Origin of the sequence: Streptomyces sp. NPDC097619, from assembly GCF_040302735.1 — a bacterium.
Classification (GTDB): Bacteria; Actinomycetota; Actinomycetes; order Streptomycetales; family Streptomycetaceae; genus Streptomyces.
Window position 1 is genome coordinate 1 of record NZ_JBEOSD010000130.1, and the last position, 23,862, is coordinate 23,862.

General features: G+C 73.8%; 16 protein-coding genes. 14 read left to right on the plus strand and 2 right to left on the minus strand.

Annotated features, from left to right (window positions below; translation table 11 throughout):
- Nucleotides 1-1,375: ROK family transcriptional regulator (locus ABTZ17_RS27885; RefSeq protein WP_352198499.1), on the minus strand; the 1,375-nt coding region annotated here is incomplete at its 3' end.
- Between the two features lie 306 nt (nt 1,376-1,681).
- Between ABTZ17_RS27885 and ABTZ17_RS27890 the strand changes: the two genes are divergently transcribed.
- Genes ABTZ17_RS27890 through ABTZ17_RS27905 form a run of 4 tightly spaced genes read left to right on the plus strand, consistent with a single transcriptional unit; the run spans nt 1,682 to nt 6,282 of the window.
- Nucleotides 1,682-3,004, plus strand: a complete 1,323-nt coding sequence (locus ABTZ17_RS27890; RefSeq protein WP_352198500.1) for an ABC transporter substrate-binding protein — start codon at nt 1,682-1,684, stop codon at nt 3,002-3,004.
- A 14-nt stretch (nt 3,005-3,018) separates the two neighbouring features.
- Nucleotides 3,019-4,014 carry a carbohydrate ABC transporter permease gene (locus ABTZ17_RS27895; protein ID WP_352198501.1) on the plus strand — a complete coding sequence of 332 codons (996 nt, stop codon included), beginning with the start codon at nt 3,019-3,021 and terminating at the stop codon, nt 4,012-4,014.
- 13 nt (nt 4,015-4,027) lie between these two features.
- Nucleotides 4,028-4,867: a carbohydrate ABC transporter permease gene (locus tag ABTZ17_RS27900; RefSeq protein WP_352198514.1), complete on the plus strand. Its 840-nt coding sequence runs from the start codon at nt 4,028-4,030 to the stop codon at nt 4,865-4,867.
- Entirely contained in the window at nt 4,864-6,282 is a 1,419-nt protein-coding gene (locus ABTZ17_RS27905; RefSeq protein WP_352198502.1) for a GH1 family beta-glucosidase, read from the plus strand. The genes ABTZ17_RS27900 and ABTZ17_RS27905 overlap by 4 nt, the downstream gene beginning before the upstream one ends.
- A gap of 51 nt (nt 6,283-6,333) precedes the next feature.
- Here ABTZ17_RS27905 and ABTZ17_RS27910 read toward each other — a convergent pair whose 3' ends face one another.
- On the minus strand, nt 6,334-7,362 hold the full coding sequence (locus ABTZ17_RS27910; RefSeq protein WP_352198503.1) for a LacI family DNA-binding transcriptional regulator: 1,029 nt from the start codon (nt 7,360-7,362) through the stop codon (nt 6,334-6,336).
- A gap of 157 nt (nt 7,363-7,519) precedes the next feature.
- Between ABTZ17_RS27910 and ABTZ17_RS27915 the strand changes: the two genes are divergently transcribed.
- The 10 genes from ABTZ17_RS27915 to ABTZ17_RS27960 all read left to right on the plus strand — a co-directional run bounded on the left by ABTZ17_RS27915 (nt 7,520) and on the right by ABTZ17_RS27960 (nt 23,784).
- The gene (locus ABTZ17_RS27915) at nt 7,520-9,712 is read left to right on the plus strand and encodes a pectate lyase-like domain-containing protein (protein WP_502994871.1); all 2,193 of its coding nucleotides are present in this window, start codon (nt 7,520-7,522) and stop codon (nt 9,710-9,712) included.
- Nucleotides 9,713-9,781: 69 nt separating this feature from the next.
- Nucleotides 9,782-11,974, plus strand: coding sequence for a discoidin domain-containing protein (locus ABTZ17_RS27920; RefSeq protein WP_352198505.1), 2,193 nt, complete (start codon nt 9,782-9,784; stop codon nt 11,972-11,974).
- 2 nt (nt 11,975-11,976) lie between these two features.
- On the plus strand, nt 11,977-13,068 hold the full coding sequence (locus ABTZ17_RS27925; protein ID WP_352198506.1) for a DUF1996 domain-containing protein: 1,092 nt from the start codon (nt 11,977-11,979) through the stop codon (nt 13,066-13,068).
- 190 nt (nt 13,069-13,258) lie between these two features.
- The gene (locus tag ABTZ17_RS27930) at nt 13,259-16,057 is read left to right on the plus strand and encodes a glycoside hydrolase family 3 C-terminal domain-containing protein (RefSeq protein ID WP_352198507.1); all 2,799 of its coding nucleotides are present in this window, start codon (nt 13,259-13,261) and stop codon (nt 16,055-16,057) included.
- A 553-nt stretch (nt 16,058-16,610) separates the two neighbouring features.
- Nucleotides 16,611-17,315, plus strand: coding sequence for a class I SAM-dependent methyltransferase (locus ABTZ17_RS27935; protein ID WP_352198508.1), 705 nt, complete (start codon nt 16,611-16,613; stop codon nt 17,313-17,315).
- A gap of 53 nt (nt 17,316-17,368) precedes the next feature.
- On the plus strand, nt 17,369-19,096 hold the full coding sequence (locus ABTZ17_RS27940; protein ID WP_352198509.1) for a thiamine pyrophosphate-binding protein: 1,728 nt from the start codon (nt 17,369-17,371) through the stop codon (nt 19,094-19,096).
- 116 nt (nt 19,097-19,212) lie between these two features.
- Nucleotides 19,213-20,259, plus strand: a complete 1,047-nt coding sequence (locus tag ABTZ17_RS27945; RefSeq protein ID WP_352198510.1) for a saccharopine dehydrogenase — start codon at nt 19,213-19,215, stop codon at nt 20,257-20,259.
- A 6-nt stretch (nt 20,260-20,265) separates the two neighbouring features.
- Nucleotides 20,266-21,453 (plus strand): saccharopine dehydrogenase C-terminal domain-containing protein, encoded by a 1,188-nt coding sequence (locus ABTZ17_RS27950; RefSeq protein WP_352198511.1) that lies wholly within the window; start codon nt 20,266-20,268, stop codon nt 21,451-21,453.
- Nucleotides 21,454-21,490: 37 nt separating this feature from the next.
- Nucleotides 21,491-22,561 (plus strand): DMT family transporter, encoded by a 1,071-nt coding sequence (locus ABTZ17_RS27955; protein WP_352198512.1) that lies wholly within the window; start codon nt 21,491-21,493, stop codon nt 22,559-22,561.
- Complete coding sequence (locus tag ABTZ17_RS27960) at nt 22,558-23,784, plus strand: ATP-grasp domain-containing protein (RefSeq protein ID WP_352198513.1); 1,227 nt, start codon at nt 22,558-22,560, stop codon at nt 23,782-23,784. The genes ABTZ17_RS27955 and ABTZ17_RS27960 overlap by 4 nt, the downstream gene beginning before the upstream one ends.
- Nucleotides 23,785-23,862: the final 78 nt, after the last annotated feature.

Sequence of the window (23,862 nt, forward strand, 5' to 3'; positions counted from 1 at the left end):
TCCCCGGATCATCCTCAGGTCGGAACCCGCAGGCCCCGGAGTCCTCCTCCGGGACCGCCGGCAGACTTGGCCGGATGAGCGACCAGCACGGGACCAGCCAGGCGGGGGAGGGGCGTTCGGGTCCGTGCGGGGCGCGCCGGCCGCCCCGCGCGAAGAAGGCGGCCAGCGGTTGGAGGGCGGCGCCGATGGTGACGGCGTCGGGGCCGAGAGTGCCCAGGCCGATCGCGGCGCGGCCCGCCGGGTAGCGCAGGGCGTTGGCCGTGGCGTACTCCCGCACCCGGTCCAGGAAGCGGGGGCCGAGCTGGAGGCCGGCCCAGCCGCCCACCAGGATCCGGTCCGGTTGGAAGAGGTTGATCAGGTCCGCGAAACCGGCGCCGAGGTATTCGGCGGTCTCCTCCAGGACGGCCGCCGCGACGGCGTCGGGCGCCGCGCCCGTCCCGGTCGGGTAGGCGGCGGCCAGCAGCGCCGCGAGGGCGGTCTCCTGGTCGGCGCCCGCCGGCGGGGTGCCGCCGGCCTCCCGCCAGCGTTCCAACAGGGCCTCGGCGCCCGCGTACGCCTCCAGGCAGCCCTGGGCCCCGCAGCGGCAGCGCCGGCCCCGGACCCGCACGGTCAGGTGGCCCCATTCGATGGCCCGGCCCGGCCCGGTGTCCTCGGTGATCACGCAGGCGCCGACGCCCGAGCCGAACAGCACGAACACGGCGTCGGAGGCGCCGCGTCCGGCGCCGAACCACATCTCGGCCTGGCCGAGGGTCTTGGCGCCGTTGTCGATGAGGTACGGGACCTCGGGGGGCACGGCGCCGGTCGCGCGGAGCAGCCGCTCCAGCGGCACGGCCTCCCAGCCGATGGTCTGGCCGTGCACCACCACCCCGTCGGCGGCGGTGTGTTCGATGATGCCGGGCACCCCGACGCCCACGCCCAGCAGCCGGTCCGGGGTGACGCCGGCCGCCTCCAGCACCGCCGCGATGCCCTCCCGGATGTGACCGACCACGACGGAGACCTCGTACCGGTCGTACGGACGTGGTCCCGCCGGGTCCAAGGGGCGCTCGGTGCGGGCCAGTTCGGTCAGGGCCAGGTCGAAGAGCTCGATGCGGATGCGGGTCTCGCCCACGTCCACGCCGATCATGCAGCCGCTGTCGGCGCGCACCCGCAGCAGGGTGCGCGGCCGGCCACCGGCCGAGTCCACGCTGCCGGCCTCCTCCACCAGTCCCTCCGCGAGGAGTTCGGTGACCACGTTGCTGACGGAGCCGGAGCTGAGCCCGGTGGCCGGGCCGAGGGAGAACCGGCTGAGCGGGCCGTCGAAGTACAGCCGTCGCAGCACCGCCGTGCGGTTCTCCCGGCGCAGGTCACGCACGGTCCGGCCGCTTCTCGCTTCCACTGGGCCCCCTGATCGCCATCGGCCGTCGCTTCACTGATCCGCACGATACCTCTGCCGGGACCCTTGACGCGACCTTCTCTTGCGATTTAACTCACGTCCTAAATTAAGAGGGGCGAGCAGGCGGCGGCCGAATCCGGCCGCACGCCCGCCGCCCCGGACCCGGGCCGTGTCCGCCGGATCCTGCCCGACACGTGGGACACGCCCCCGTGGCCCCGTCGCCCCCACCGGGGCCGCCCGTCACGCCCGTACCACCCGCACGCACCCGCATCCGTCCGTCCACCACTCCCGAAGGGGTTCCGAGGAGCCATGCGCACACACAGAGCCGTCGTCACCGGTGCCGTCGCACTCTCCCTCGTCCTCGCCGCGACCGCCTGCGGCGGCGGCACCGCCACCGGCGGCTCAGACCAGGGCGGCCAGGGCAAGAAGACGCTGACCTACTGGGCCTCCAACCAGGGCGCCAGCATCGAGGCCGACAAGAAGGTCCTCCAGCCCGAGCTCGACCGCTTCGAGCAGCGCACCGGCATCAAGGTGAAGCTGGAGGTGGTCCCCTGGTCCGACCTCCTCAACCGGATCCTCACCGCCACCACCTCCGGCCAGGGTCCCGACGTCCTCAACATCGGCAACACCTGGAGCGCCTCGCTCCAGGCCACCGGGGCCCTGCTGCCCTGGGACGACAAGAGCTTCGGTAAGATCGGCGGCAAGGACCGCTTCGTCGCCTCCGCCCTGGGCTCCACGGGCGCCACCGGTCAGGACCCCGCGGCCGTCCCGCTGTACTCCATGGCCTACGCCCTCTACTACAACAAGAAGATGTTCAAGGACGCGGGCATCGAGAAGCCGCCCGCCACCTGGGACGAGCTGGTGGCCACCGGCAAGCGGCTCGGCGGCGGAGGCAAGTCGGCCATCGGCGTGGAGGGCTCCAACCTCTCCAACAACATCCACCAGGTCTTCGTCCTCGCCAAGCAGCACGGCGCCGACTTCTTCACCCCCGAGGGCAAGCCGCAGTTCACCACCGACGGGGCCGTCGCCGCCGTCAAGCAGTACGTGGACCTGATGGCCACCCACAAGATCGTCGCCCCCGGCAACGCCGAGTACGCCCAGAACCAGTCCCTCAGCGACTTCGCCAAGGACCGCACCGCCATGGTCCTGTGGCAGACCCCCTCCGCCACCTTCGCCGCCCAGGGCATGACCGAGGAGGAGTGGGGCGTGGCCCCCGCCCCGGTGCCCTCCGGCACCCCCGGCCAGGGCACCTCCGTCAACTCCATGGTCGCCGGCATCAACATGGCCGTCTTCAAGAACACCCGCAACCTCGACGGGGCCCTGGAGTTCGTGAAGTTCATGACCAGCGACGAGGAGCAGAAGACGCTCAACAAGGCGTACGGCTCCATGCCCCCGGTCGTCGGCGCCCAGCAGGACCCCGCCTTCGGCACCCCCTCGCTGGCCGTCATCCGCGACACCCTCGCCCAGAGCGCCGCCCCGCTCCCGCAGGTCCCGCAGGAATCCGCCTTCGAGACGGTGGTCGGCACCGCGGTCAAGGAACTGTTCGCCGACGCCGCCGCCGGACGCCCCGTCACCACCGAGTCCGTCCGCGCCAAGCTCGACAAGGCGCAGCAGCAGATCCCCGCGAGCTAGGGGCTTCCACGACGATGACCACGACCGTCACCCCCAGGCCGGAAGGCCCGGCGGTACCCGGGGTGCGGGCCGACAAGGCCCGCGCCCTGCGCGGACCGCGCCGGATCCGCCGTCCCGCCCTGCCCTACCTGTTCCTCCTGCCCGCCCTGCTCCTCGAACTCCTCGTCCACCTGGTCCCGATGCTCATGGGCATCGTGATGAGCTTCAAGGAACTCACCCAGTTCCACATCGCCCACTGGGACACCGCGCCCTGGGCCGGACTCGGCAACTACCGCGTCTCCCTGGACTTCGACGCCCCCGTCGGCGAGGCCCTGCTGAAGTCCTTCGTCACCACCTGCGTCTTCACCCTGGCCTCGGTGTCGCTGTGCTGGCTGATCGGCACCGCCGCCGCCCTCTTCCTCCAGGAGAACTTCCGCGGCCGCGGCCTGCTGCGCACCCTGTTCCTGGTCCCGTACGCCCTGCCCGTCTACGCGGCCGTGATCACCTGGGCCTTCATGTTCCAACGGGACAACGGCCTGGTGAACCACGTCCTCCACGACCAGCTCGGCATCGGGGACTCCCCGGCCTTCTGGCTCATCGGGGAGAACAGCTTCTGGGCCCTGCTGACGGTCTCCGTCTGGAAGGGCTGGCCCTTCGCCTTCCTGATCGTGATGGCCGGGCTCCAGAACATCCCGCGCGACCTCTACGAGGCGTCCGCCCTCGACGGGGCCGGCGTCTGGCGGCAGATCCGGCACGTCACCCTGCCCTCCCTGCGCCCCGTCAACCAGGTGCTGGTCCTCGTGCTGTTCCTGTGGACCTTCAACGACTTCAACACCCCGTTCGTGCTCTTCGGGAAGGCCGCCCCGGAGTCCGCCGACCTGATCTCCCTGCACATCTACCAGTCCTCCTTCCAGACCTGGAACTTCGGGACCGGCTCGGCGATGTCCGTGCTCCTGCTGCTCTTCCTGCTGCTGGTGACGGGCGCGTACCTGCTGCTCACCGGTCGGGGGAGAAAGGGCGACCATGCCTAGTCCCCGAGCGCCCATGGCGGCGCCCCGCTCCTTCCTGTGGGCCCGCCGGGTCTTCCTGACCCTCCTCACCGGCTTCGTCCTGCTGCCGGTGTACGTGATGGTCTCCAGCTCCCTCAAGCCGCTCCAGGACGTCTCGGGGAAGTTCCAGTGGATCCCCTCCGGGCTCACCGTCCGCCCCTACCTCGACATTTGGGAGACCGTCCCGCTCGCGGACTACTTCCTGAACTCCCTGCTGGTGGCGGGGCTGGCCACGGTCTGTTCGGTGACCATCGCGGTGTTCGCCGCGTACGCCGTCAGCCGGTACTCCTTCCGCGGCCGCCGGGTGTTCACCGTCACCGTGCTCTCCACGCAGATGTTCCCCGGCATCCTCTTCCTGCTGCCGCTGTTCCTCCTCTACGTCAACATCGGCAACGCCACCGGCATCGCCCTCTTCGGTTCCCGGGGCGGTCTGGTCCTCACCTACCTGACCTTCTCCCTGCCGTTCTCGGTGTGGATGCTCATCGGGTACTTCGACTCCATCCCGCGCGACCTCGACGAGGCCGCCAAGGTGGACGGCTGCGGGCCGATCGGCGCCCTGTTCCGCGTGATCGTCCCGGCCGCCGTGCCCGGGATCGTGGCCGTGGCCGTGTACGCCTTCATGACCGCCTGGGGGGAAGTCCTCTTCGCCTCCGTGATGACCAACGACGCCACCCGCACGCTCGCCGTCGGCCTCCAGGGCTACGCCACCCAGAACGACGTGTACTGGAACCAGGTGATGGCGGCCTCCCTCGTCGTCAGCCTGCCCGTGGTCGCCGGATTCCTGCTGCTCCAGCGCTACCTGGTCGCCGGCCTCACCGCCGGCGCCGTCAAATGAGCCCCGCCGCCTCCGCCCCCTTCCCCGACCCCGAAGAGGCCACCGTGTCCGCACCCACCACCGCCCGTTCCGTCGACCTGGCCGCCTTCCCGCCCGGTTTCTCCTGGGGCACCGCCACCTCCGCCTATCAGATCGAGGGCGCCGTCACCGCCGACGGCCGCGGCCCCTCCATCTGGGACACCTTCTCCCGGGTCCCCGGCGCCATCGACAACGGCGACCACGGGGACACCGCCTGCGACCACTACCACCGCTGGCCCGAGGACCTGGCCCTGATGCGCCGGCTGGGCACCGACTCCTACCGCTTCTCCCTGGCCTGGCCCCGGATCCTGCCCGCCGGCGACGGCCCCGTGAACGCCCCCGGCCTCGACTTCTACGACCGCCTCACCGACGCCCTCCTCGACGCGGGGATCACCCCCTCCGTCACCCTCTACCACTGGGACCTGCCCCAGGCCCTCCAGGACCGCGGCGGCTGGACCGTCCGGGAGACCGCCGAGCACTTCGCCGCCTACGCGGCGCTGGCCGCCGACCGCCTCGGGGACCGGGTCACCCGCTGGGCCACCCTCAACGAGCCGCTCTGCTCCGCCTGGATCGGCCACCTCGAAGGCCGGATGGCCCCCGGCCTCACCGACCTCACCGCGGCCGTCCGGGCCTCCTACCACCTGCTCCTCGGCCACGGGCTGGCCGTGCAGGCCCTCCGCGCCGCCGTGCCCGGAGCCGAGATCGGCCTGGTCACCAACCACTCCACCGTGACCCCCGCCTCCGAACGGCCCGAGGACCTGGCCGCCGCCGCCCGCGCCGACGGCCACACCAACCGCTGGTGGCTGGACCCGGTCTACGGCCGCGGCTTCCCCGCCGACATGCGCGAGGTCTACGGGGTGGACCTGCCCGAACGCCCCGGGGACGCCACCACCATCGCGGCCCCCCTGGACTGGCACGGGGTCAACTACTACTTCCCGGTGACCGTCGCCGACGACCCCACCGGCCCGGCGCCGCACGCCCGCGAGATCCGCCTGCCCGACGTGCCCCGCACCGGCATGGACTGGCAGATCGACGCCGACGGGCTGGAGTCCGTACTCCTCCGTCTCACCGAGGACTACGGGGCCCGCCGCCTCTACGTCACCGAGAACGGCTCCGCCTTCGAGGACCGCCCCGGGCCCGACGGCGCGGTGCACGACCCCGAGCGCACCGCCTACCTGGAGGACCACCTCGCCGCCTGCGCCCGGGCCGTCCGCAAGGGCGTCCCGCTGGCCGGGTACTACGCCTGGTCCCTGCTCGACAACTTCGAGTGGGCCTACGGCTACGCCAAGCGCTTCGGCCTGGTTCACGTGGACTACGCCACCCAGCGGCGCACCCTCAAGAGCAGCGGCCTGCGGTACGCGGAGCTGATCCGCGCCCACCGCGACGGGACCGCCTGACCGCTCCCGGGCCGGGCCGCGGCGGGGGAGGGACGTCCCGTCGCGGCCCCGTCAGGTGGAGTCGCGCACGACGAGCTCCGGGGCGAAGAGCACGGTGCGCCGCTCGGTGCGCCCCTCCCGGAGCCGCTCGGTGAGCAGCTCCGCCATGGCCGCGGCCATCCGCTCCACCGGCTGCCGCACGGTGGTGAGGGCGGGACGGCAGGTCACGGCCACGCTGGAATCGTCGAAACCGACCACGGCCACGTCCTTCGGCACGCGCAGCCCCCGCTCCTGGAGGTACTGGCAGGCGCCCTGCGCCATCAGGTCGTTGGCGGCGAACACGGCGTCGGTGTCCGGGCGCAACCGCATCAGCTCGGCGGTGGCGGCCGCCCCGCTCTCCGTGGTGAAGCAGCCCTCCACCGCGGGCACGTCGGCCACCCCGCCCCGGGCCATGGCCTCCCGGAAGCCCCGGAGCCGTTCCCGGGCCGCGGGCAGGCCGGGGGGCGCGGCGAGCACCCCCGGTCTGCGCCGGCCCCGGGCCAACAGGTGCTCGGCGGCCAGCCGGGCCCCCGCGGCGTGGTCCAGGTCCACGCAGGCCGCCCGCGGCGGCAGTTCGTCGGGGCGTGCGAACAGCACCGTGGGCACGCCCGCCGCGTCGAGCAGGGCGGGCAGCGGATCCGCGGTCCGGACCGAGACGACCAGGGCCCCGTCGGCGGCTCCGCGCCGCAGGTAGTCCACCACCTGACGGCGCGCCGGCCCGGACTCGGCGACCAGCAGCACCGGGTGGATCCCGCGCGCCCGCAGGAACCCGAGCACCCCGCTGACCACCCGTCCGAAGAACGGGTCGGCGAAGACCCGGACCGCGAAGGCGTCCCCCGCTCCCGAGAGGACCAGGGCCACCGCCCCCGCCCCGGCGACCCGACCCACCAGGGCGCGGGCCGCGCTGTTGGGCGCGTACCCGGTCCGCTCGATGGCCCGCCGGACCGCCTCGCGCAGGTCCGGGTCCACATTGCGCACGCCGTTGACCACCCGGGACACGGTGGCCCGTGACACGCCCGCCTCGCGCGCCACGTCCTCCAGCGTCGGTGCCTTCCTGACCATCCCCGCACCTTATGCGGCGATCAGCCGGGCACCTTTAAATAAAGGTGTAAGGAAAGTCGTGACGCGGTTCTTGACCCCCCGTCACCGGCGCGGGCAAGGTTTCGGGAGAGCGCTCTCCCACTCCCTTTCCCCTCCCGCACGGAGATCTGACATGCCCATGATTGGCAGCTCCGCTCCGCCGCCCACCCGGGGCCGCACCCGTCACCGTCCCGGCGCCCGCCGCACCCTGGCCGGCGCCCTGGTGACCGCCCTGTCCGCCGGACTCCTCGCCCTCACCCCGGCCGCCCCCGCCCAAGCCGCCCCCGTCCTCCTCTCCCAGGGGAAGGCCGCCACCGCCTCCTCCACCGAGGGCGCCGCCTTCTCGGCCTCCGCCGCCGTGGACGGCAACCTCACCGGCACCCGCTGGGCCAGCAGCTGGAACGACGCCCAGTGGCTCCAGGTCGACCTCGGCGGCACCGCCGAGCTCAGCCGCGCCGTCCTCACCTGGGAGGCCGCGTACGGCCGCTCCTACCAGATCCAGGCCTCCGACAACGGCACCGACTGGCGGACCGTCACCACCGTCTCCGCCGGCGACGGCGGCACCGACGAGCTCACCCTGTCCGGCTCCGGCCGCTACGTCCGCATGAACGGCCTGACCCGCGCCACCGGCTACGGCTTCTCCCTGTGGGAGTTCCAGGTGTACGGAACCACCGGCGGCGGCCCCACCCTCCCCGGCGGCGGCGACCTCGGACCCAACGTCCACGTCTTCGACCCGTCCACCCCCGGCATCCAGGCCAAACTCGACGAGGTCTTCCGGCAGCAGGAGTCGGCCCAGTTCGGCAACGGCCGGCACGCCCTCCTCTTCAAGCCAGGCACCTACCAGGGCCTCAACGCCCAGATCGGCTTCTACACCCAGATCGCCGGACTCGGTCTGCGCCCCGACGACACCACCGTCAACGGCGACATCACCGTGGACGCGGGCTGGTTCGGGGGCAACGCCACCCAGAACTTCTGGCGCGCCGCCGAGAACCTCGCCGTGAACCCCGTCAACGGCACCAACCGCTGGGCCGTCTCGCAGGCGTCCTCCTTCCGCCGCATGCACGTCAAGGGCGGCCTCAACCTGGCCCCCGCCGGCTACGGCTGGGCCAGCGGCGGCTACATCGCCGACTCCCGCGTCGACGGGCAGATCGGCAACTACAGCCAGCAGCAGTGGTACACCCGCGACTCCGCCATCGGCGGCTGGTCCAACAGCGTCTGGAACCAGGTGTTCTCCGGCGTCGAGGGCGCGCCCGCCGGCTCCTTCCCGGAGCCCCGCTACACCACCCTCGACACCACTCCCGTCTCCCGCGAGAAGCCCTTCCTGCACTTCGAGGGCGGCGAGTACAAGGTGTTCGTGCCCGCCAAGCGCACCAACGCCCGCGGGGTCAGCTGGTCCGGGGCCCTCCAGGGCAGCTCGATCCCGCTGAGCCGCTTCTACGTGGTCCGCCCCGGCACCACCGCCGCCACCATGAACCAGGCCCTCGCCCAGGGACTCCACCTGCTGCTGACCCCCGGGGTCTACCACGTGGACCGGCCCGTCGAGGTCAACCGTCCCGGCACCGTGGTCCTCGGCCTCGGCCTGGCCACCCTCATCCCCGACAACGGCGTCACCGCCATGAAGGTGGCCGACGTGGATGGCGTCCGGCTCGCCGGCTTCCTCATCGACGCCGGACCCGTCAACTCCCCGGTCCTGCTGGAGATCGGCCCGGCCGGATCCTCCGCCGACCACGCCGCCGACCCCACCACCGTGCAGGACGTCTACCTGCGCATCGGCGGCGCCGGCCCCGGCAAGGCCACCACCTCCATGGTCGTCAACAGCGACGACACCGTCATCGACCACACCTGGGTGTGGCGCGCCGACCACGGGGACGGGGTCGGCTGGGAGACCAACCGCGCCGACTACGGCGTCCGCGTCAACGGTGACGACGTCCTGGCCACCGGCCTCTTCGTCGAGCACTTCAACAAGTACGACGTGGAGTGGTACGGCGAACGCGGCCGCACCATCTTCTTCCAGAACGAGAAGGCGTACGACGCGCCGAACCAGGCCGCCATCCAGAACGGCTCCGTCAAGGGCTACGCCGCCTACCGCGTGGACGACTCCGTGAACACCCACGAGGGCTGGGGCATGGGCAGCTACTGCTACTACAACGTGGACCCGACAATCCGGCAGGCCCACGGCTTCCGCGCCCCGGTCAAGCCCGGCGTGCGCTTCCACAGCCTGCTCACCGTCTCGCTCGGCGGCAACGGCCAGTTCGACCACGTGATCAACGAGACCGGGGCCCCCACCTCCGGCACCTCCACCGTCCCCTCCACGGTCGTCTCCTTCCCCTGACGGCCCGCACTCCCCCCACCGCGGGGACGCCGGCCGTCCGGCGTCCCCGCCCCACCCGCAGGAGCCGCCATGACCCGCCCCACCCCGCCCACGGGACCGCCACCGGGCCGCGCCCGCCGCCCGCGCCGCACCACCGCCGTCCTGGCCTGCCTGGGCACCCTCGCCGCCACCGCCCTCACCCTCACGGCGGCCCCCGCCGCCGGAGCCGCCGAGACCCTCCTCTCCCAGGGGAAGACCGCCACCGCCTCCTCCGCCGAGGGCGCCGCCTTCTCCGCCTCCGCCGCCGTGGACGGCGACCTCACCGGCACCCGCTGGGCCAGCGAATGGCGCGACCCCCAGTGGCTCCAGGTCGACCTCGGCCGCACCGCCGAACTCAGCCGCGTCGTCCTCGACTGGGAGGCCGCCCACGCCACCGGCTACGAGATCCAGGCCTCCGACAACGGCACCGACTGGCGCACCCTGAAGACCGTCACCGGCGGCGACGGCGGCACCGACGAACTCGCCGTCGCCGGCTCCGGCCGCTACGTCCGCATGTACGGGACCAAGCGCTCGGGCGGCTACGGCTACTCCCTGTGGGAGTTCCGCGTCTACGGCGAGGGCGGCACCACCCCGCCGCCCACCGGCGCCGTCCGCGTCACCGGCAGCCAGGGGAACTGGCGGCTCACCGTCGGCGGACAGCCCTTCACCGTCAAGGGCCTCACCTGGGGACCCCCGCCGTCCGAAGCGGCCCGGCTGCTGCCCGACGTGAAGTCCATGGGCGTCAACACCCTCCGCACCTGGGGCACCGACGGCAGCTCCAAGACCCTCCTGGACGCCGCCGCGGCCCAGGGGCTCAAGGTCATGAACGGCTTCTGGCTCCAGCCCGGCGGCGGCCCCGGCTCCGGCGGCTGCGTGAACTACCTGACCGACACCGCCTACAAGACGAACATGCTCGCCGAGTTCTCCCGCTGGGTGGAGACCTACCGAGGCCACCCCGCGACCCTCATGTGGAACGTCGGCAACGAGTCCGTGCTCGGCCTCCAGAACTGCTACGGCGGCGCCGAACTCGAAGCCCAGCGCAACGCCTACACCGCCTTCGTCAACGAGGTCGCCCGGCGGATCCACACCCTCGACCCCGACCACCCCGTCACCTCCACCGACGCCTGGACCGGAGCCTGGCCCTACTACAAGCGCAACGCCCCCGACCTCGACCTCTACGCCATGAACTCCTACGCGGACGCCTGCCGGGTCCGCCAGGACTGGGAGGCGGGCGGCTACACCAAGCCCTACGTCATCACCGAGACCGGCCCGGCCGGCGAGTGGGAGGTCCCGGACGACGCCAACGGCGTGCCCGACGAACCCACCGAGACCCAGAAGGCCGAGGGCTACACCCGCGCCTGGAACTGCGTCACCGGCCACCAGGGCGTCGCCCTGGGCGCCACCCTCTTCCACTACGGCACCGAACACGACTTCGGCGGCGTCTGGTTCAACCTGATCCCCGACGGCCTCAAGCGACCCGCGTACTACGCCGTCAAGAAGGCGTACACCGGAGGCAACGCCGGCGACGACCTGCCGCCCGTGATCACCGGCATGACCGTCCCGCAGGCCGCCGGGGCCCCCGCCGGCGCCGAGTTCACCGTCCGCGCGCAGCTGAGCGACCCCGAGGGGCGACCCGTCACCCCCCGGATCTACCTCAGCGGCAACTACGCCAACGGCGACAAGCGCCTCGTCGAGGCCCGCTGGCGGGACACCGGCGGCGGCACCTTCGCCGTCACCGCCCCCGAGAAGCTCGGCGTGTGGAAGGTCTACGTCCAGGCCGAGGACGGCCGCGGGAACGCCACCATCGAGACCCGCTCGGTCAAGGTCACCGCACCCCCCGTGGCCGGCACCAACCTCGCCCTGAACCGCCCCACCACGGCCTCCTCCTTCCAGACCTCCTACGGGGACTGCCCCTGCCCGCCCGAGCGCGCCACCGACGGGAACGCCGGCACCCGCTGGGCCAGTGACTGGAGCGATCCCCAGTGGATCCAGACCGACCTGGGCGCCGTCCGCACCCTGCGCACCGTCCAACTGGTCTGGGACCCGGCCTACGCCCGCGCCTACGAACTCCGCGTCTCCGACGACGGCACCACCTGGCGCACCGTGCAGACCGTCACCGACGGCAACGGCGACGTGGACACCCTCGCCGCCGCCACCACCGCCCGGTACGTCCGGCTCCAGCTCACCGCCCGGGGCACCGGGTGGGGCTACTCCCTGTACGAGTTCGGCATCTACGGAGGATGATCATGAGATCACGAACCGGCCCGCGCTCCCGTCCGCTGGCGGCCCTGCTGATCGCCACCGCCCTCGGGGCGACGCTGCTCGGCGCGGGCACCTACGCCACCGCCGGCACGACCGGCCCCGGCACGGCCGCGGCGCCCGCCGCCGCCCACTCCGGGCACCGGACGGCCGCCGTCGCGGCGGTACCCACCGCCGACGACCCCGACGGGGACGGCTGGATCCCGGCCGTCCCGCAGGTCACCGCCACTCCCTCGCACGCCAACCCGCCCGACCGGTACTTCCACGAGTTCCAGGCCAACTGCGACGTGACCCACACCGCCCCGGACGACCCGATCGTCTACCCGGGCCGGCCGGGGGCCTCCCACGACCACACCTTCATGGGGAACCGCTCGACCAACGGCAACAGCACCACCGGCACCCTGTACGGGGGCACCACCACCTGCAAGGCCCCCGGCGACGCCTCCGCCTACTGGATGCCGTCCCTCTACGACGGGGACCGCAAGGTGCTGCCCACCGGACCGCAGGTGATCTACTACAAGACCGGGGTCACCGACTACACCAGCGTCCGGCCCTTCCCGCGCGGACTGCGCTTCGTGGTCGGCGACCCGGCGCAGTCCCTGGAGCAGTTCCGCGGGCACCGCGGCTGGGTCGAGGGCTGGGAGTGCGGGGACAGCTACAAGAACCCGGACTTCCCGGCGAACTGCCCGGTCGGCACCCAGCTCAACATCCGGATGCAGTCGCCCAGTTGCTGGGACGGCAAGTTCCTGGACACGCCCGACCACCGCAGCCACATGTCCTACCCGGTGGTCAAGCCCGGCACCAACGACAACGTCTGCCCGGCCTCTCACCCGGTGGCCGTGCCGATGGTCGAGTTCAAGATGGCCTTCCCCGTGTCCGGTGACATGTCCCGCGTGAGACTGGCCAGCGGTCGCGGCTACTCCTTCCACTACGACTTCTTCAACGCGTGGGAGGAGCGCACCCTCAAGGCCCTGGTGGACCACTGCATCCGCGGCGGCCTCCAGTGCAACGCCCGGGGCTACGACGAGACCCACCCCGCCGCGGGCGCGGCCCTCGGCCCCGACTACCGGCTGCCGTAACCGGCTTCCCGGTCGCCGCGGGGCCCGTGCGCCCCGCGGCCGGGGGCGGGTTCCCTCTCCCCCGCCGCCCCGCCCCCTCCCCACCCGGCCCGGTCGTCCCCGCTGACGGCCGGGCCGTTCCGCATCCCGCGCCGACCGCGTCCGGCCCCGGCCGCGTACGTCGCGCACCCCGAGCCGACCGAGGACCCGGATGACCCAGCCGTACACCGCCCCCCGGCCGCCGGAGCCCACCGGGGACCCCGAGCCCCCCGGTTCCGCCGCGCACCGCGTCCCGCCCGCCGTGCCCGGCGCGGCGGCCCCGCCGACCGCACCGACCGCACCGCACCGACCGACGGCATCGACCGCACCGGCCCCACGGCCCCGGTCGGCCCCGGCGCCGGCCGCGCCGGCCGGGTCGGTCGATCCGGCGGAGGCCGCCCTCCGCTCCCTCGACGCGGCGGGCCGGGTCCGCCTGCTCACCGGGGCCGACACCTGGCGCACCGCCGCCGTCCCCGCGCTCGGCCTCCGCGCCCTGGTCCTGTCCGACGGGCCCGCCGGGATCCGCGGCGAGTCCTGGGACGAGCGCCGCACCTCCGCCCTGCTGCCCTCCGCGTCCGCCCTGGGCGCCCTCTGGGACGAACCGCTCGTCGAACGGCTCGGCGCGCTCCTCGCCGCCGAGGCCCGCCGCAAGGGCGTGGACGTGGTCCTCGGCCCCACCCTCAACCTGCACCGCAGCCCCCTGGGCGGCCGCCACTTCGAGTGCTTCTCCGAGGACCCCGAACTCACCGGCCGTACCGGGGCCGCCCTGATCCGGGGGATCCAGGCGCACGGGGTGGCCGCCACCGCCAAGCACTTCGTGGCCAACGACTCGGAGACCGACCGGCTCATCGTGGACGTCCGGATGGACCCCCGCACCCTCCGCGAGGTCTACCTGGCCCCCTTCGAGGCCGCCGTCGCCGCCGGGGTGTGGGTGGTGATGGCCGGCTACAACTCCGTCGGCGGCCACACCATGACGGCCGGCCCCCTGCTGCGGGACCCCCTCAAGACGGAATGGGGCTTCGACGGGGTGGTGGTCTCCGACTGGGGCGCGGTCCGCACCGCGGAGGGCCCCGCCCGCGCCGGCCTCGACCTGGCCATGCCCGGCCCCGAAGGCCCCTGGGCGGAGGAACTGCTCCGCGCCCTCCGGGAGGGGCGGGTCCCCGCCGAGGCCGTCGAGGACAAGGTCCGCCGCCTGCTGCGGCTGGCCGTCCGGGTCGGCGCCCTGGGCCCCGTCCCCCCACCGGACCGTCCCGGCCGCGCCGTTCCGCGACGGGCGCCCACCGCGGCCCCCGCACCTGCCCCCGCCGACGCCGACGCCCCCGCCGCGCCCCGGACCGCGGCCGCGGTCGCCCGGCCGCCCGGGCCCGGCGAGACCCGTCGACTGCTCCGGCGGGCGGCTTCCGCCGCTGCCGTCCTGCTGCACAACCGCTCCGGTGCGCTGCCGCTGGATCCCCACCGGATCCGCTCGCTGGCCGTGATCGGCACCCACGCCACGGAGCCCCGGCTCCAGGGCGGAGGCAGCGCGGGGGTCTTCCCGGACCGCGCCGTCACCCCGCTGGACGGGATCCGCGCCCGACTGGGCCCCGGGGTCCGCGTCACCCACGTGCCCGGACCGCCGCTGGGTCTGCCCCCGGCCCCCGTGGGCCCCGGCACCGGACGGGACCCGGTCACCGGGGCACCCGGGATCCGGCTCCGGGTCCTGGACGGCAACGGTCGGGAGCTCCTCTCCGAGCACCGCCTCTCCGGCAGGCAGTTGGAGCCGGGACTGCCCACGGGGGCCCGTACCGTGGAGCTGAGCTGCCTGCTCGGTCCCGGCCGGGCGGGGGAGTGGACCCTCTCCCTCGCCGGATTCGGCCGGATGTCCCTGGAGCTGGACGGCCGGACCCTCTTCGACGCCGACCACCCCCGGCGGACCGAGGACCCCGCCGTGATCCACGTCAGCCCGCCCGCCCGGACCGTACGCGCCCCGCTGGACGGCACCCGGCCGGTGCTGCTCACCGCCCGGCGCGCCCTCGCCCCCGGGACCGGCCGGGCCACCGTCCTCGGGGCCGCGCCCCCCGCCCCGCCGTACGAGGAGGCCCTGGCGGAGGCCGTCGACGCGGCCCGTACCCACGAGCGCGTCGTCCTGGTGGTCGGCACCACGGAGCACTCCGAGACCGAGGGGGCCGACCGGGCCGGGCTCCGGCTGGACGGCCCCCAGGACGCGCTGGCCGAAGCGGTGCTCGCGGCCGATCCGCGCACCGTGGTCGTCCTCAACTGCGGGGCCCCGGTGGAGCTGCCCTGGCGGGACCGGGCCGGAGCCCTGTTGCTCGGCTGGTTCCCCGGCCAGGAGGCCGGCGACGCCCTCGCCGACGTGCTCTTCGGGGCCGTCGAGCCGGCCGGCCGGCTCCCCACCACCTGGCCCGCCGAGCTCGCGACGGCCCCCGTCACCGCCGTCCGGCCCCACGAGGGGCGGCTGGAGTACACCGAGGGGCTGCACCTCGGCCACCGCGGCTGGTTGCGGTCCGGGCGCGAGCCCGCCTACTGGTTCGGCCACGGGCTCGGTTACACCACCTGGGAGTACGAGCACGCCGAGGTGCCCGCCGAGGTGCCCGCCGGGGCGGGGTTCACGGTCCGGGTCCGGGTCCGCAACACCGGCACCCGGTCGGGTCGCGAGGTGGTCCAGGTGTACCTGGCCCGGCCGGGGTCCGCCGTGGAGCGGCCGGTGCGCCGGTTCGCCGGGTACGCGGCGGTGCGCGCCGCCCCGGGCGCCGACGCCCTCGCCGAAGTCGCCGTCCCGGCCCGGGTGCTGCGGCACTGGGACCCCGGGACGGGCCGCTGGGACACCGAACCGGGCCCCTGCCGGGTCCTGGTGGGACGCTCGGCGGGGGATCCGCGGCTCTTCGCGGAGACCCTGTTGACGGCCGTACCGATGCCCGGGGGATCCGTCCCACCGGCCGTGCCGGAGGGTCCGGACATGGGGGAAGCGTGAACATCGCGTGACGTCCGGCCGGAGGGAATCGATTACCGGCCGGTACCCCGACTCCCGTCCCGCGAACGGGAACTGACGGCCCGTAAGGGTAGGTGGAATTCTTTCGGTGATCTCGGCCCGCCCGCACAGAAATTACGGGTTCACGAACCGGTATGTGATGCAGATCACGGTCACGTTGTGTGGCGGAACTCCCCCTTCAGGGCGGGCGAATCCCGTGTGAATCAGCAGTTCCGTCACCGAGTGCAAGGGGGTTCCGCGCCCGTGGAAAGCCCGTCCGGTGCCCTTCCGGCCACTCTGGCCGGAAGGGCACCCGGAATTTCTTGACTGGTTGACAAGGCGGGCGGCAGGGTTATGGACGCACCGCCGGAAGAGGGTCCGGCCGCGTGCGCCGTCGTGTGCCCCGTAACGGATAAAGATCCCTGCCGGTCCGCAATCCGGCAGACGGGATCCGGCGGCCATCTGAAATCTCCTGAACGTGTCCAGCATTCGTCACCGACGCGATCGCGCGCTCCGCACCGCCGCGATCCCGTTCGCGTGGAAACCGGGGGAATCCATGGAAAGCGTCAAGGCACGGAACCACGAGGACCTGGTCCGCTTCTACGCGGCCGGGAACGCGGGCGAGAAGAGCATCTTCGAGGTCTGGGAGGACGGCGGCAGTCGCGAGGACTCCGTGACCCCCTCCACCTACAGCCGCGAGTACCGGGACTGGATGACGGCCCGGCTCCTCGCCGAACTGGAACTCAACGGCGGCGGCCTGCTCAGCCTGGGCTGCGGAAACGCCGCCGTCGAAGCCGAGGTGGCCCGCCGTGGCCACCGGGTCCTGGCCCTCGACGCCATGGAGGACGCCGTCGCCCTGGCCCGCCGCAAGGGCCTGGAGGCCGTCTGCGCGGACATCTACCAGTGGGAGCCCGCCGAGCCCTGGTCCGTCATCTACATCGACGGGGTCCTCGGCCACCTCCTGGACCCGCGGGAGGGGCTGACCCCGGTGCTCGAACGCATCCGGTCCTGGCTCGCCCCCGGCCCCGGGTCCCGCTCCGGTCGCGCCTCGCTCGTCGCCTCCAACGACGCTCCGCGCGACGGCGGGGAATTCCAGAAGGCTCCCAAGGTGGACGGATTCCACTGGCTGTCCGCCCCTTATCTCCGCGACCAGGCACTCAAATCCGGATTCGACACCGCGGAGACCGACGAGTTCCGGTACTCCCGACCGTTCTCCGGCGAGCGGGTGCGGGCCGTCATGACGGCCCACGTGGTGGGCTGACGCTTTTCCCGCCCTTCGGACGACCTTCGGCGACAGTAGTTGGGTAAGAACAGATGAAAAATGGTGCAGAACTGCTCGTGGACGCGCTCGTGGCCCACGGCGTGGAAACGGTCTTCGGTTTTCCCGGTGACACCAGCATCGCCTTCTACGAGGAACTGGGACGGCGTTCCGGAGAAATCCGGCACGTCCTCACCCGGGACGAACGGCACGCCGGCTTCATGGCCGACGCGCACTCCCGGACCACCCGGAGACTGGGCGTCTGCGAGGCGTCCAGCGGGGCCGGGGCCGTGTACCTGGCCAGCGGACTCGCGGAGGCGTACACCTCCAGCATCCCGCTGCTGGCGATCACCACCGACAACAGCCGGCGCAGCGCCGGCACGGCCGCCATCAGCGAGATCGACCAGGAGAAGCTGTTCTCGGCCTGCACCACCTGGTGCCGGACCGCCGACCGCACCGCGGACATCCCCGCCCTCGTCGCCGAGGCCGTCATCGCCGCCGGCACCGGCCGCCCGGGACCGGCCGTCCTGATCCTCCCCGAGGACGTCCTCGAAGGCCACGCCGAAGTGGACCCGGCCGGTGCCGGCCGGCCCGGCACCGACGCACTGCCCGCGAGCCGCCCCGCCGCCGAGGCCGCGGCGGTCCGGGCGGCCGCCGAACTGCTCGCCGCCGCCGAACGCCCGGTGATCCTCGCCGGCGGCGGGGCCCACCTCTCCGGCGCGGGCCCCGCCCTGCTCGCCCTCGCCGAACACGCGGCCCTGCCCGTCGCCACCTCCATCCACGGCAAGGGCGTCCTCCCCGAGACCCACCCGCTCGCCCTCGGCGTCGCGGGCGGCAACGGCGCCCGCGACTACGCCAACGCCCGGGCCGCCGAAGCCGACGTGGCCCTGTTCGTCGGCACCCGGGGCAACGCCACCGACACCCTCGGCTTCACCGCCCCCGCCCGCGACCGGGCCCGCGTCGTCCACATCGAGACCGACCCGGCCCGCGCGGGCCGCAACTACCCCGGCGGCATCGCCCTCACCGGCGACGCCCGCACCGTCCTGGAACAGCTCCGCGCCCACCTGCCCGCGGCCGCCGCGCCCGTTCGGGCGGCCCGGACCGCCCGCCTGGCCGCCGCCCGCCAGGAATGGGCCGAACGCGAGGCCGCCACCGCCCCGCCGCAGCTCCCCGAAGGGGTGCTCCCGCCCCGCGAACTGATCCGCGCCCTCCGCGACGCCTTCGGCCCGGACACCTGGATCACCGCCGACGCCGGCACCCCCACCCCCTACCTGGCCTGCCACTGGGAATCCCCCGGGGACGCCTGGCGGGTGGTCATCCCGCGCGGCCACGGCCCCATGGGGTACGCCGTGCCCGCCTCGGTCGGCGTGGCCGTCGCCCACCCCGGCGAGCGGGTCCTCTGCCTGACCACCGAGAACAGCCTCGCCATGGCGGTCGCCGAATGGGAGACCGCCCACCGGCTCGCCCTGCCGATCACCTACGTGGTCCTCGACAACACCTCGCTGGCCTGGATCAAGATGATCCAGCACCTGTACGCGGGCCGCCGCTACTTCGCCGTGGACCCCGGCCCCATCGACCCGGTGCTCCTCGGCCGCGGCACCGGCATCGAGGGCGCCCGCGCCCACACCCTGGCGGAGTTCCAGGCCCTCGCCAAACAGGCCGCCGACCGGCCCGGACCCTCCGTCATCCACGTCCTCGTCCCCGAGCACATGGACGTCACACCCCCCGTACCGGTGTGGCAGGCCGCGCTTTCCGGCGATTCGCCGACGCGACCCATCCACTGACGGCACACTCGTCGGCAACGGCGCCCGGCCCGCCCGCACCACCGGCCGGCCCCGCCCCGATCCGCCGCACCGCACCCACCCAGCACGGACCGAGAACGGCAGGAGAACCACCCGACATGCCGAGCACCACGGGGATCTGGCTGCGCCGCGAGGCGTCCGCCACCGAACAGCGCACCCCCCTCGTCCCCCGGGACGCCGCCAAACTCGTCGCCGACGGCGTCCCCGTCACGGTGGAGGAGTCCGGCCACCGCGCCTTCCCCATCGAGGAGTACGCCGCGGCCGGCTGCCGCGTCGCCCCCGGGGACTCCTGGCCCCAGGCCCCCGCCGACCAGGTCGTCCTCGGTCTCAAGGAGCCCTCCGCGGCCGCCGCCCCGCTCACCCACCGGCACGTCTTCTTCGGCCACGCCTACAAGGGCCAGGAGGGCGGCCCGGCCCTCCTCGACCGCTTCGCCGCCGGCGGCGGCACCCTCCTCGACCTCGAATACCTCACCGACGACTCCGGCCGCCGCGTCGTCGCCTTCGGCCACTGGGCCGGATACGTGGGCGCCGCCCTCGCCGTCCTCCACCACCGCGGCGCCCTGGACGTCCCGCTGACCTCCGGCCCCCGCGACGAGCTCGACGCCCGCCTCGCCCGAGGCCGTGGGGACGGCACCCGCGCCCTGGTCATCGGCGCCCTCGGCCGCTCCGGGCGCGGCGCCGTCGAGGCCCTGCGCACCGCTGGCGCCGAGGTCACCGCCTGGGACCTCGCCGAGACCCGCACCCTGGACAAGGCGGCCCTCCTCGACCACGACCTGCTGGTCAACACCGTCTTCGCGGACACCCCGGGCACCCCCTTCCTCACCACGGAGGACCTGCTCCGCGGCGACCGCCGCCTGTCCGTGGTCTCCGACGTCACCTGCGACGTCACCTCCGACTGCAACCGGCTGCCCGTCTACGACCGGGTCACGGACTGGGCGGAGCCGGTCCGTCGGCTCACCGACGCGCCCCCGTTGGACCTGATCGCCGTGGACAACCTCCCCTCCCTGCTGCCCCGGGAGTCGAGCACCGACTTCTCCGGGGGCCTGCTCCCGCACCTCGCGGTCCTGCCCGCCGGAGACCCCGTGTGGACCCGCAGCGAGGAGCACTTCCGGCGCGCCACCCACCGGCCGACCAGCCAGAACTGAGGAACCATGAGCGAGCTGCCCGACCCCACCGAGCCGATATCCCCCTCCGGCCGCGTGCACTGGATAGGCACCGGCATGTCCACCGGCAGCGGTCTCGGCCTGGTCACCCGCGCCACCGAGACCCTGCTGTGGGGCCGCACCACCGCCAAGGCCGAGGGCTGCCTGGACCGGCTGGGCCTCGGCGGCACCGCGGGCACCCGGGCCTACACGCCGGAGGCCCTGGCCGCCGAACTGGCCCCGGGGGACGTGGTCGTCTCCATGCTCCCCGCCGCCGAACACCCCACGCTCGTGGACCTCGCGCTGCGCCACCGCGCCCACTTCGCCTGCTCCAGCTACGTGAGCCCGCAGATCCGCGAGCGCGCCGACGAAGCCCGCCGCCGCGGCTCCGTCCTGCTCACCGAGATCGGCCTCGACCCCGGCATCGACCACCTCTACGCCCACGAACTGGTCCGCGCCGCGCGGGCGTTCACCGGGGACCGGCCCGCCACCGCCGAGTTCACCTCCTACTGCGGCAGCAACCCGGCCGTCCCCAACGACTTCCGCTACCGGTTCAGCTGGGCGCCGCGCGGCGTGCTCACCGCCCTGCTGTCCCCGGCCCGCGCCATCGACAGCGGGGCCGTCACCGAGGTGGCCCGCCCCTGGGAGGCGGCCACCGCGCAGTCCGTCGGCGGGGAGACCTTCGAGGTGTACCCCAACCGGGACAGCGTGCCCTTCGTGGACACCTACGCCCTGCCCGGCAGTTGGGACCTGCGCACCTTCGTGCGCGGCACGATGCGCCTCGACGGCTGGACGAAGGCGTGGCAGCCCGTCTTCGCCGAACTGCCCACCGCCTCCGAGGAGCGGCTGACCGAGCTCGCCGCCGAACTCGCCGGAAGGTACCCCACCTCCGCCGAGGACCACGACCGGGTGGTCATGTCGGTGAAGCTGCGGGTCCGCACCGACGCGGGGGAGTCCTGGTCCGGGGAGTACGTCCTCGACGCCACCGGCGACTCCCGCGAGGCCGCCACGCCGCGCCTGGTCTCCGTACCGCTGGCCTGCGGGATCCTCGACCTCACCGCCGGGCGCACCGCCCCCGGCCTGCACCAGGCCGCCGACGACCCCGAGACCGTCGCCCGCTGGCTGGAGTTCCTGGCCGGCCAGGGCATCGAGGCCGCCTACCACGAGGACACCGAGGCAGAGGACGCGGACGCGTGAGGGCCCCGGCGCGGAACGGCGGCCCGGGGGCCGCCGCGTGAGCCGGGCGGACGTACGGGACGCGCCCGCCTCCCACCTGCGCAAGGGCATCCTGCCGCTGCTCGGCTACGCCGTGCTCACCGCGGCCATGGACGTGTACGCGGGCAACCGCTTCGAAGTGGTGAGCCCCGCGGGCATCGCCGCGGTGTCCTTCACCCTCACGATGGTCTTCTTCATGGGCGTGGAAGGGCCCCGCAGGGGGCCCGCGGAGTGGCGCGGCACCATCGGCACGCACCGCCGCGACCTGGTCGCCATCAACATCACCACGGCGCTGACCTGGCTCTCCACCTTCTACGCCCTGGAGTACCTGGAACCGGCCATCGTGAACGTGATCGGGCTCGCCCTGGGCCCGATGGTCATGACCCTGGCCGGCCCGCTGCTCCGCCGCGACAGCCGGGTGATGGCCACCGAGGTGGTGGTCTCCGTAGCGATCGGCGGACTCCTCGCGGTGCTGATGTGGGCCTCGTTCAGCGGGCGCAGCGGCCTGGGCGACCTGTCCACCCGGGACGCCGTGCTCGGGCTGGTCTTCACCTTCGCCTGCGCCGCCGGTTCCGCCGTGAACATCATCTACATGAAGCGGCTGAACGACGCCGGGTGCGAGCCCGGCACCGTGCTCGCCACCCGCTTCGTCCTGATGAGCGTGGTGGCCTGGCTGCTGCTCGCCCTGGAGGACCACCCGGACCTGGGGGCCGCCCTGCTGCCCGGCGCGGTGGTCGCCGTGATCGGGGTGGGACTGCCGATCTACGTCCTGCAGATCGGCGTGCGGCACACCGAGCCCATCACGACCTCGCTGGTGGTGTGCCTGTCCCCGCTGTTCGCCTTCCTGATGCAGTTCGCGGACGGACGGCTCGCCTTCTCCGGGTTCACCCTCGCCGGGGTCGTCGGCGTGGTGGCCCTGGTCGCCGTCGGGGTGCTCGCCCGGGACCGCAGCACGGCCCCGACGGCCGGCGCGAAACCCGTCGGGGGCCCCGACCCGGCGGCTCCGCCCGCCCCCGAGACCGCCGCCGGCCCCGCGGGTCGGCCCGCCGTGCGGACCCCGCACGAGGACCACGGAGGACCCCGCCCATGACCATCACCGCTGTCGTCGACGCGTACGGGGCCGGCCGACTGCTGCCCGGGGCCCTCCGTCTGCGGGGCGTGGACGTGGTCCACGTCCGGTCGCCGTTCCCCGACACCCGGCTCGCCTACCGCCCCGAGGACTTCTCGGTGGACCTGGCGCACACCGGCGACCTCGCGGCGACCGTCCGGGCCCTGCGCGGGCTCGGGGTCACCGAGGTCGTGGCCGCCGCCGAGTCCGGGGTCCTGCTGGCCGACGAGCTGTCCGCCGCGCTCGGGGTGCCCGGGAACCTGCCCGAGCTGTCCCTGGCCCGCCGGGACAAGACGCTCATGCAGCGGGCCGTCCGCGAGGCCGGGCTCGCCGCCGCCGAGGACCGCACCTCGGCCTCCCCGGAGGAGGTGGCCGACTGGGTCCGGGAGCGGGGGGTGTGGCCGGTGGTGCTCAAGCCCGTGCTCAGCGCGGGCACCGACAACGTGTTCATCTGCCACGACCCGGAGGAAGTGGCCGCCGCGCACGCCGCGATCATGTCCTCCGAGGACCGCTACGGACGCCCCAACACGGTCGTCCTCGCGCAGCAGTTCCTCGCCGGGGCCGAGCACTACGTGAACACCGTCAGTCGGGACGGCACCCACCGCGTCGTCGAGGTGTGGCGCTACCACAAGCGGCTGGTCGACGGGCACAGCATCTACGACTACGAGGACCTGCTGCCGCTGGACGAGCCGGGGGCCGCGCGGGTCACCTCCTACGTGCGGGCCGTCCTGGACGCCCTGGGCATCCGCAACGGCGCCGGGCACACCGAGGTCATGCTCACCCCCGGCGGGCCGGTGCTCATCGAGAGCGGGGCCCGCCTCGGTGGCGGCCAGATGCCCGAACTGCTCACCCGTTGCACGGGGGCCGACCAGGTCAACAGCCTGGCCTACGCCATCGCGGACCCGGAGAGCTTCCTCGCCGAGGCGGACGCGCCGTACCTGCTGAAGAACCGGCTGCGGTGCGTCAACCTCATCTCCCCCCGCGCGGGCACGGTGCCGGGGGAGGAGGGCTGGGCCGCGGTCCGGGCGCTGCCCTCCTTCGCCCACCTGGTGACCGCCCTGCCGGCGGGCAGCCCGCTGGGCCGCACCATCGACATGGCCACCTGCCCGGGCACGGTCTACCTCACGGCGGACGACGCGGCCACCGTGGAGGAGGACTACCGGGCGCTGCGGGCGCTGGAGGAGGACGGCCTGTACGCGGGCTGATCCGGACGCGCGGAACGCGCACGCCGCGGACATCGACCTCGACGCCCTCCTCGCCCCCGACGTCCGCGAACACGTGGT

Coding starts and splice junctions, on each gene's coding strand:
- ABTZ17_RS27910 (WP_352198503.1), bottom strand. CDS start 7,362: ATGGTCAGGAAGGCACCGACGCTGGAGGACGTGGCGCGCGAGGCGGGC.
- ABTZ17_RS27890 (WP_352198500.1), top strand. CDS start 1,682: ATGCGCACACACAGAGCCGTCGTCACCGGTGCCGTCGCACTCTCCCTC.
- ABTZ17_RS27925 (WP_352198506.1), top strand. CDS start 11,977: ATGAGATCACGAACCGGCCCGCGCTCCCGTCCGCTGGCGGCCCTGCTG.
- ABTZ17_RS27915 (WP_502994871.1), top strand. CDS start 7,520: ATGATTGGCAGCTCCGCTCCGCCGCCCACCCGGGGCCGCACCCGTCAC.
- ABTZ17_RS27920 (WP_352198505.1), top strand. CDS start 9,782: ATGACCCGCCCCACCCCGCCCACGGGACCGCCACCGGGCCGCGCCCGC.
- ABTZ17_RS27950 (WP_352198511.1), top strand. CDS start 20,266: ATGAGCGAGCTGCCCGACCCCACCGAGCCGATATCCCCCTCCGGCCGC.
- ABTZ17_RS27895 (WP_352198501.1), top strand. CDS start 3,019: ATGACCACGACCGTCACCCCCAGGCCGGAAGGCCCGGCGGTACCCGGG.
- ABTZ17_RS27930 (WP_352198507.1), top strand. CDS start 13,259: ATGACCCAGCCGTACACCGCCCCCCGGCCGCCGGAGCCCACCGGGGAC.
- ABTZ17_RS27905 (WP_352198502.1), top strand. CDS start 4,864: ATGAGCCCCGCCGCCTCCGCCCCCTTCCCCGACCCCGAAGAGGCCACC.
- ABTZ17_RS27945 (WP_352198510.1), top strand. CDS start 19,213: ATGCCGAGCACCACGGGGATCTGGCTGCGCCGCGAGGCGTCCGCCACC.
- ABTZ17_RS27935 (WP_352198508.1), top strand. CDS start 16,611: ATGGAAAGCGTCAAGGCACGGAACCACGAGGACCTGGTCCGCTTCTAC.
- ABTZ17_RS27960 (WP_352198513.1), top strand. CDS start 22,558: ATGACCATCACCGCTGTCGTCGACGCGTACGGGGCCGGCCGACTGCTG.
- ABTZ17_RS27940 (WP_352198509.1), top strand. CDS start 17,369: ATGAAAAATGGTGCAGAACTGCTCGTGGACGCGCTCGTGGCCCACGGC.
- ABTZ17_RS27900 (WP_352198514.1), top strand. CDS start 4,028: ATGGCGGCGCCCCGCTCCTTCCTGTGGGCCCGCCGGGTCTTCCTGACC.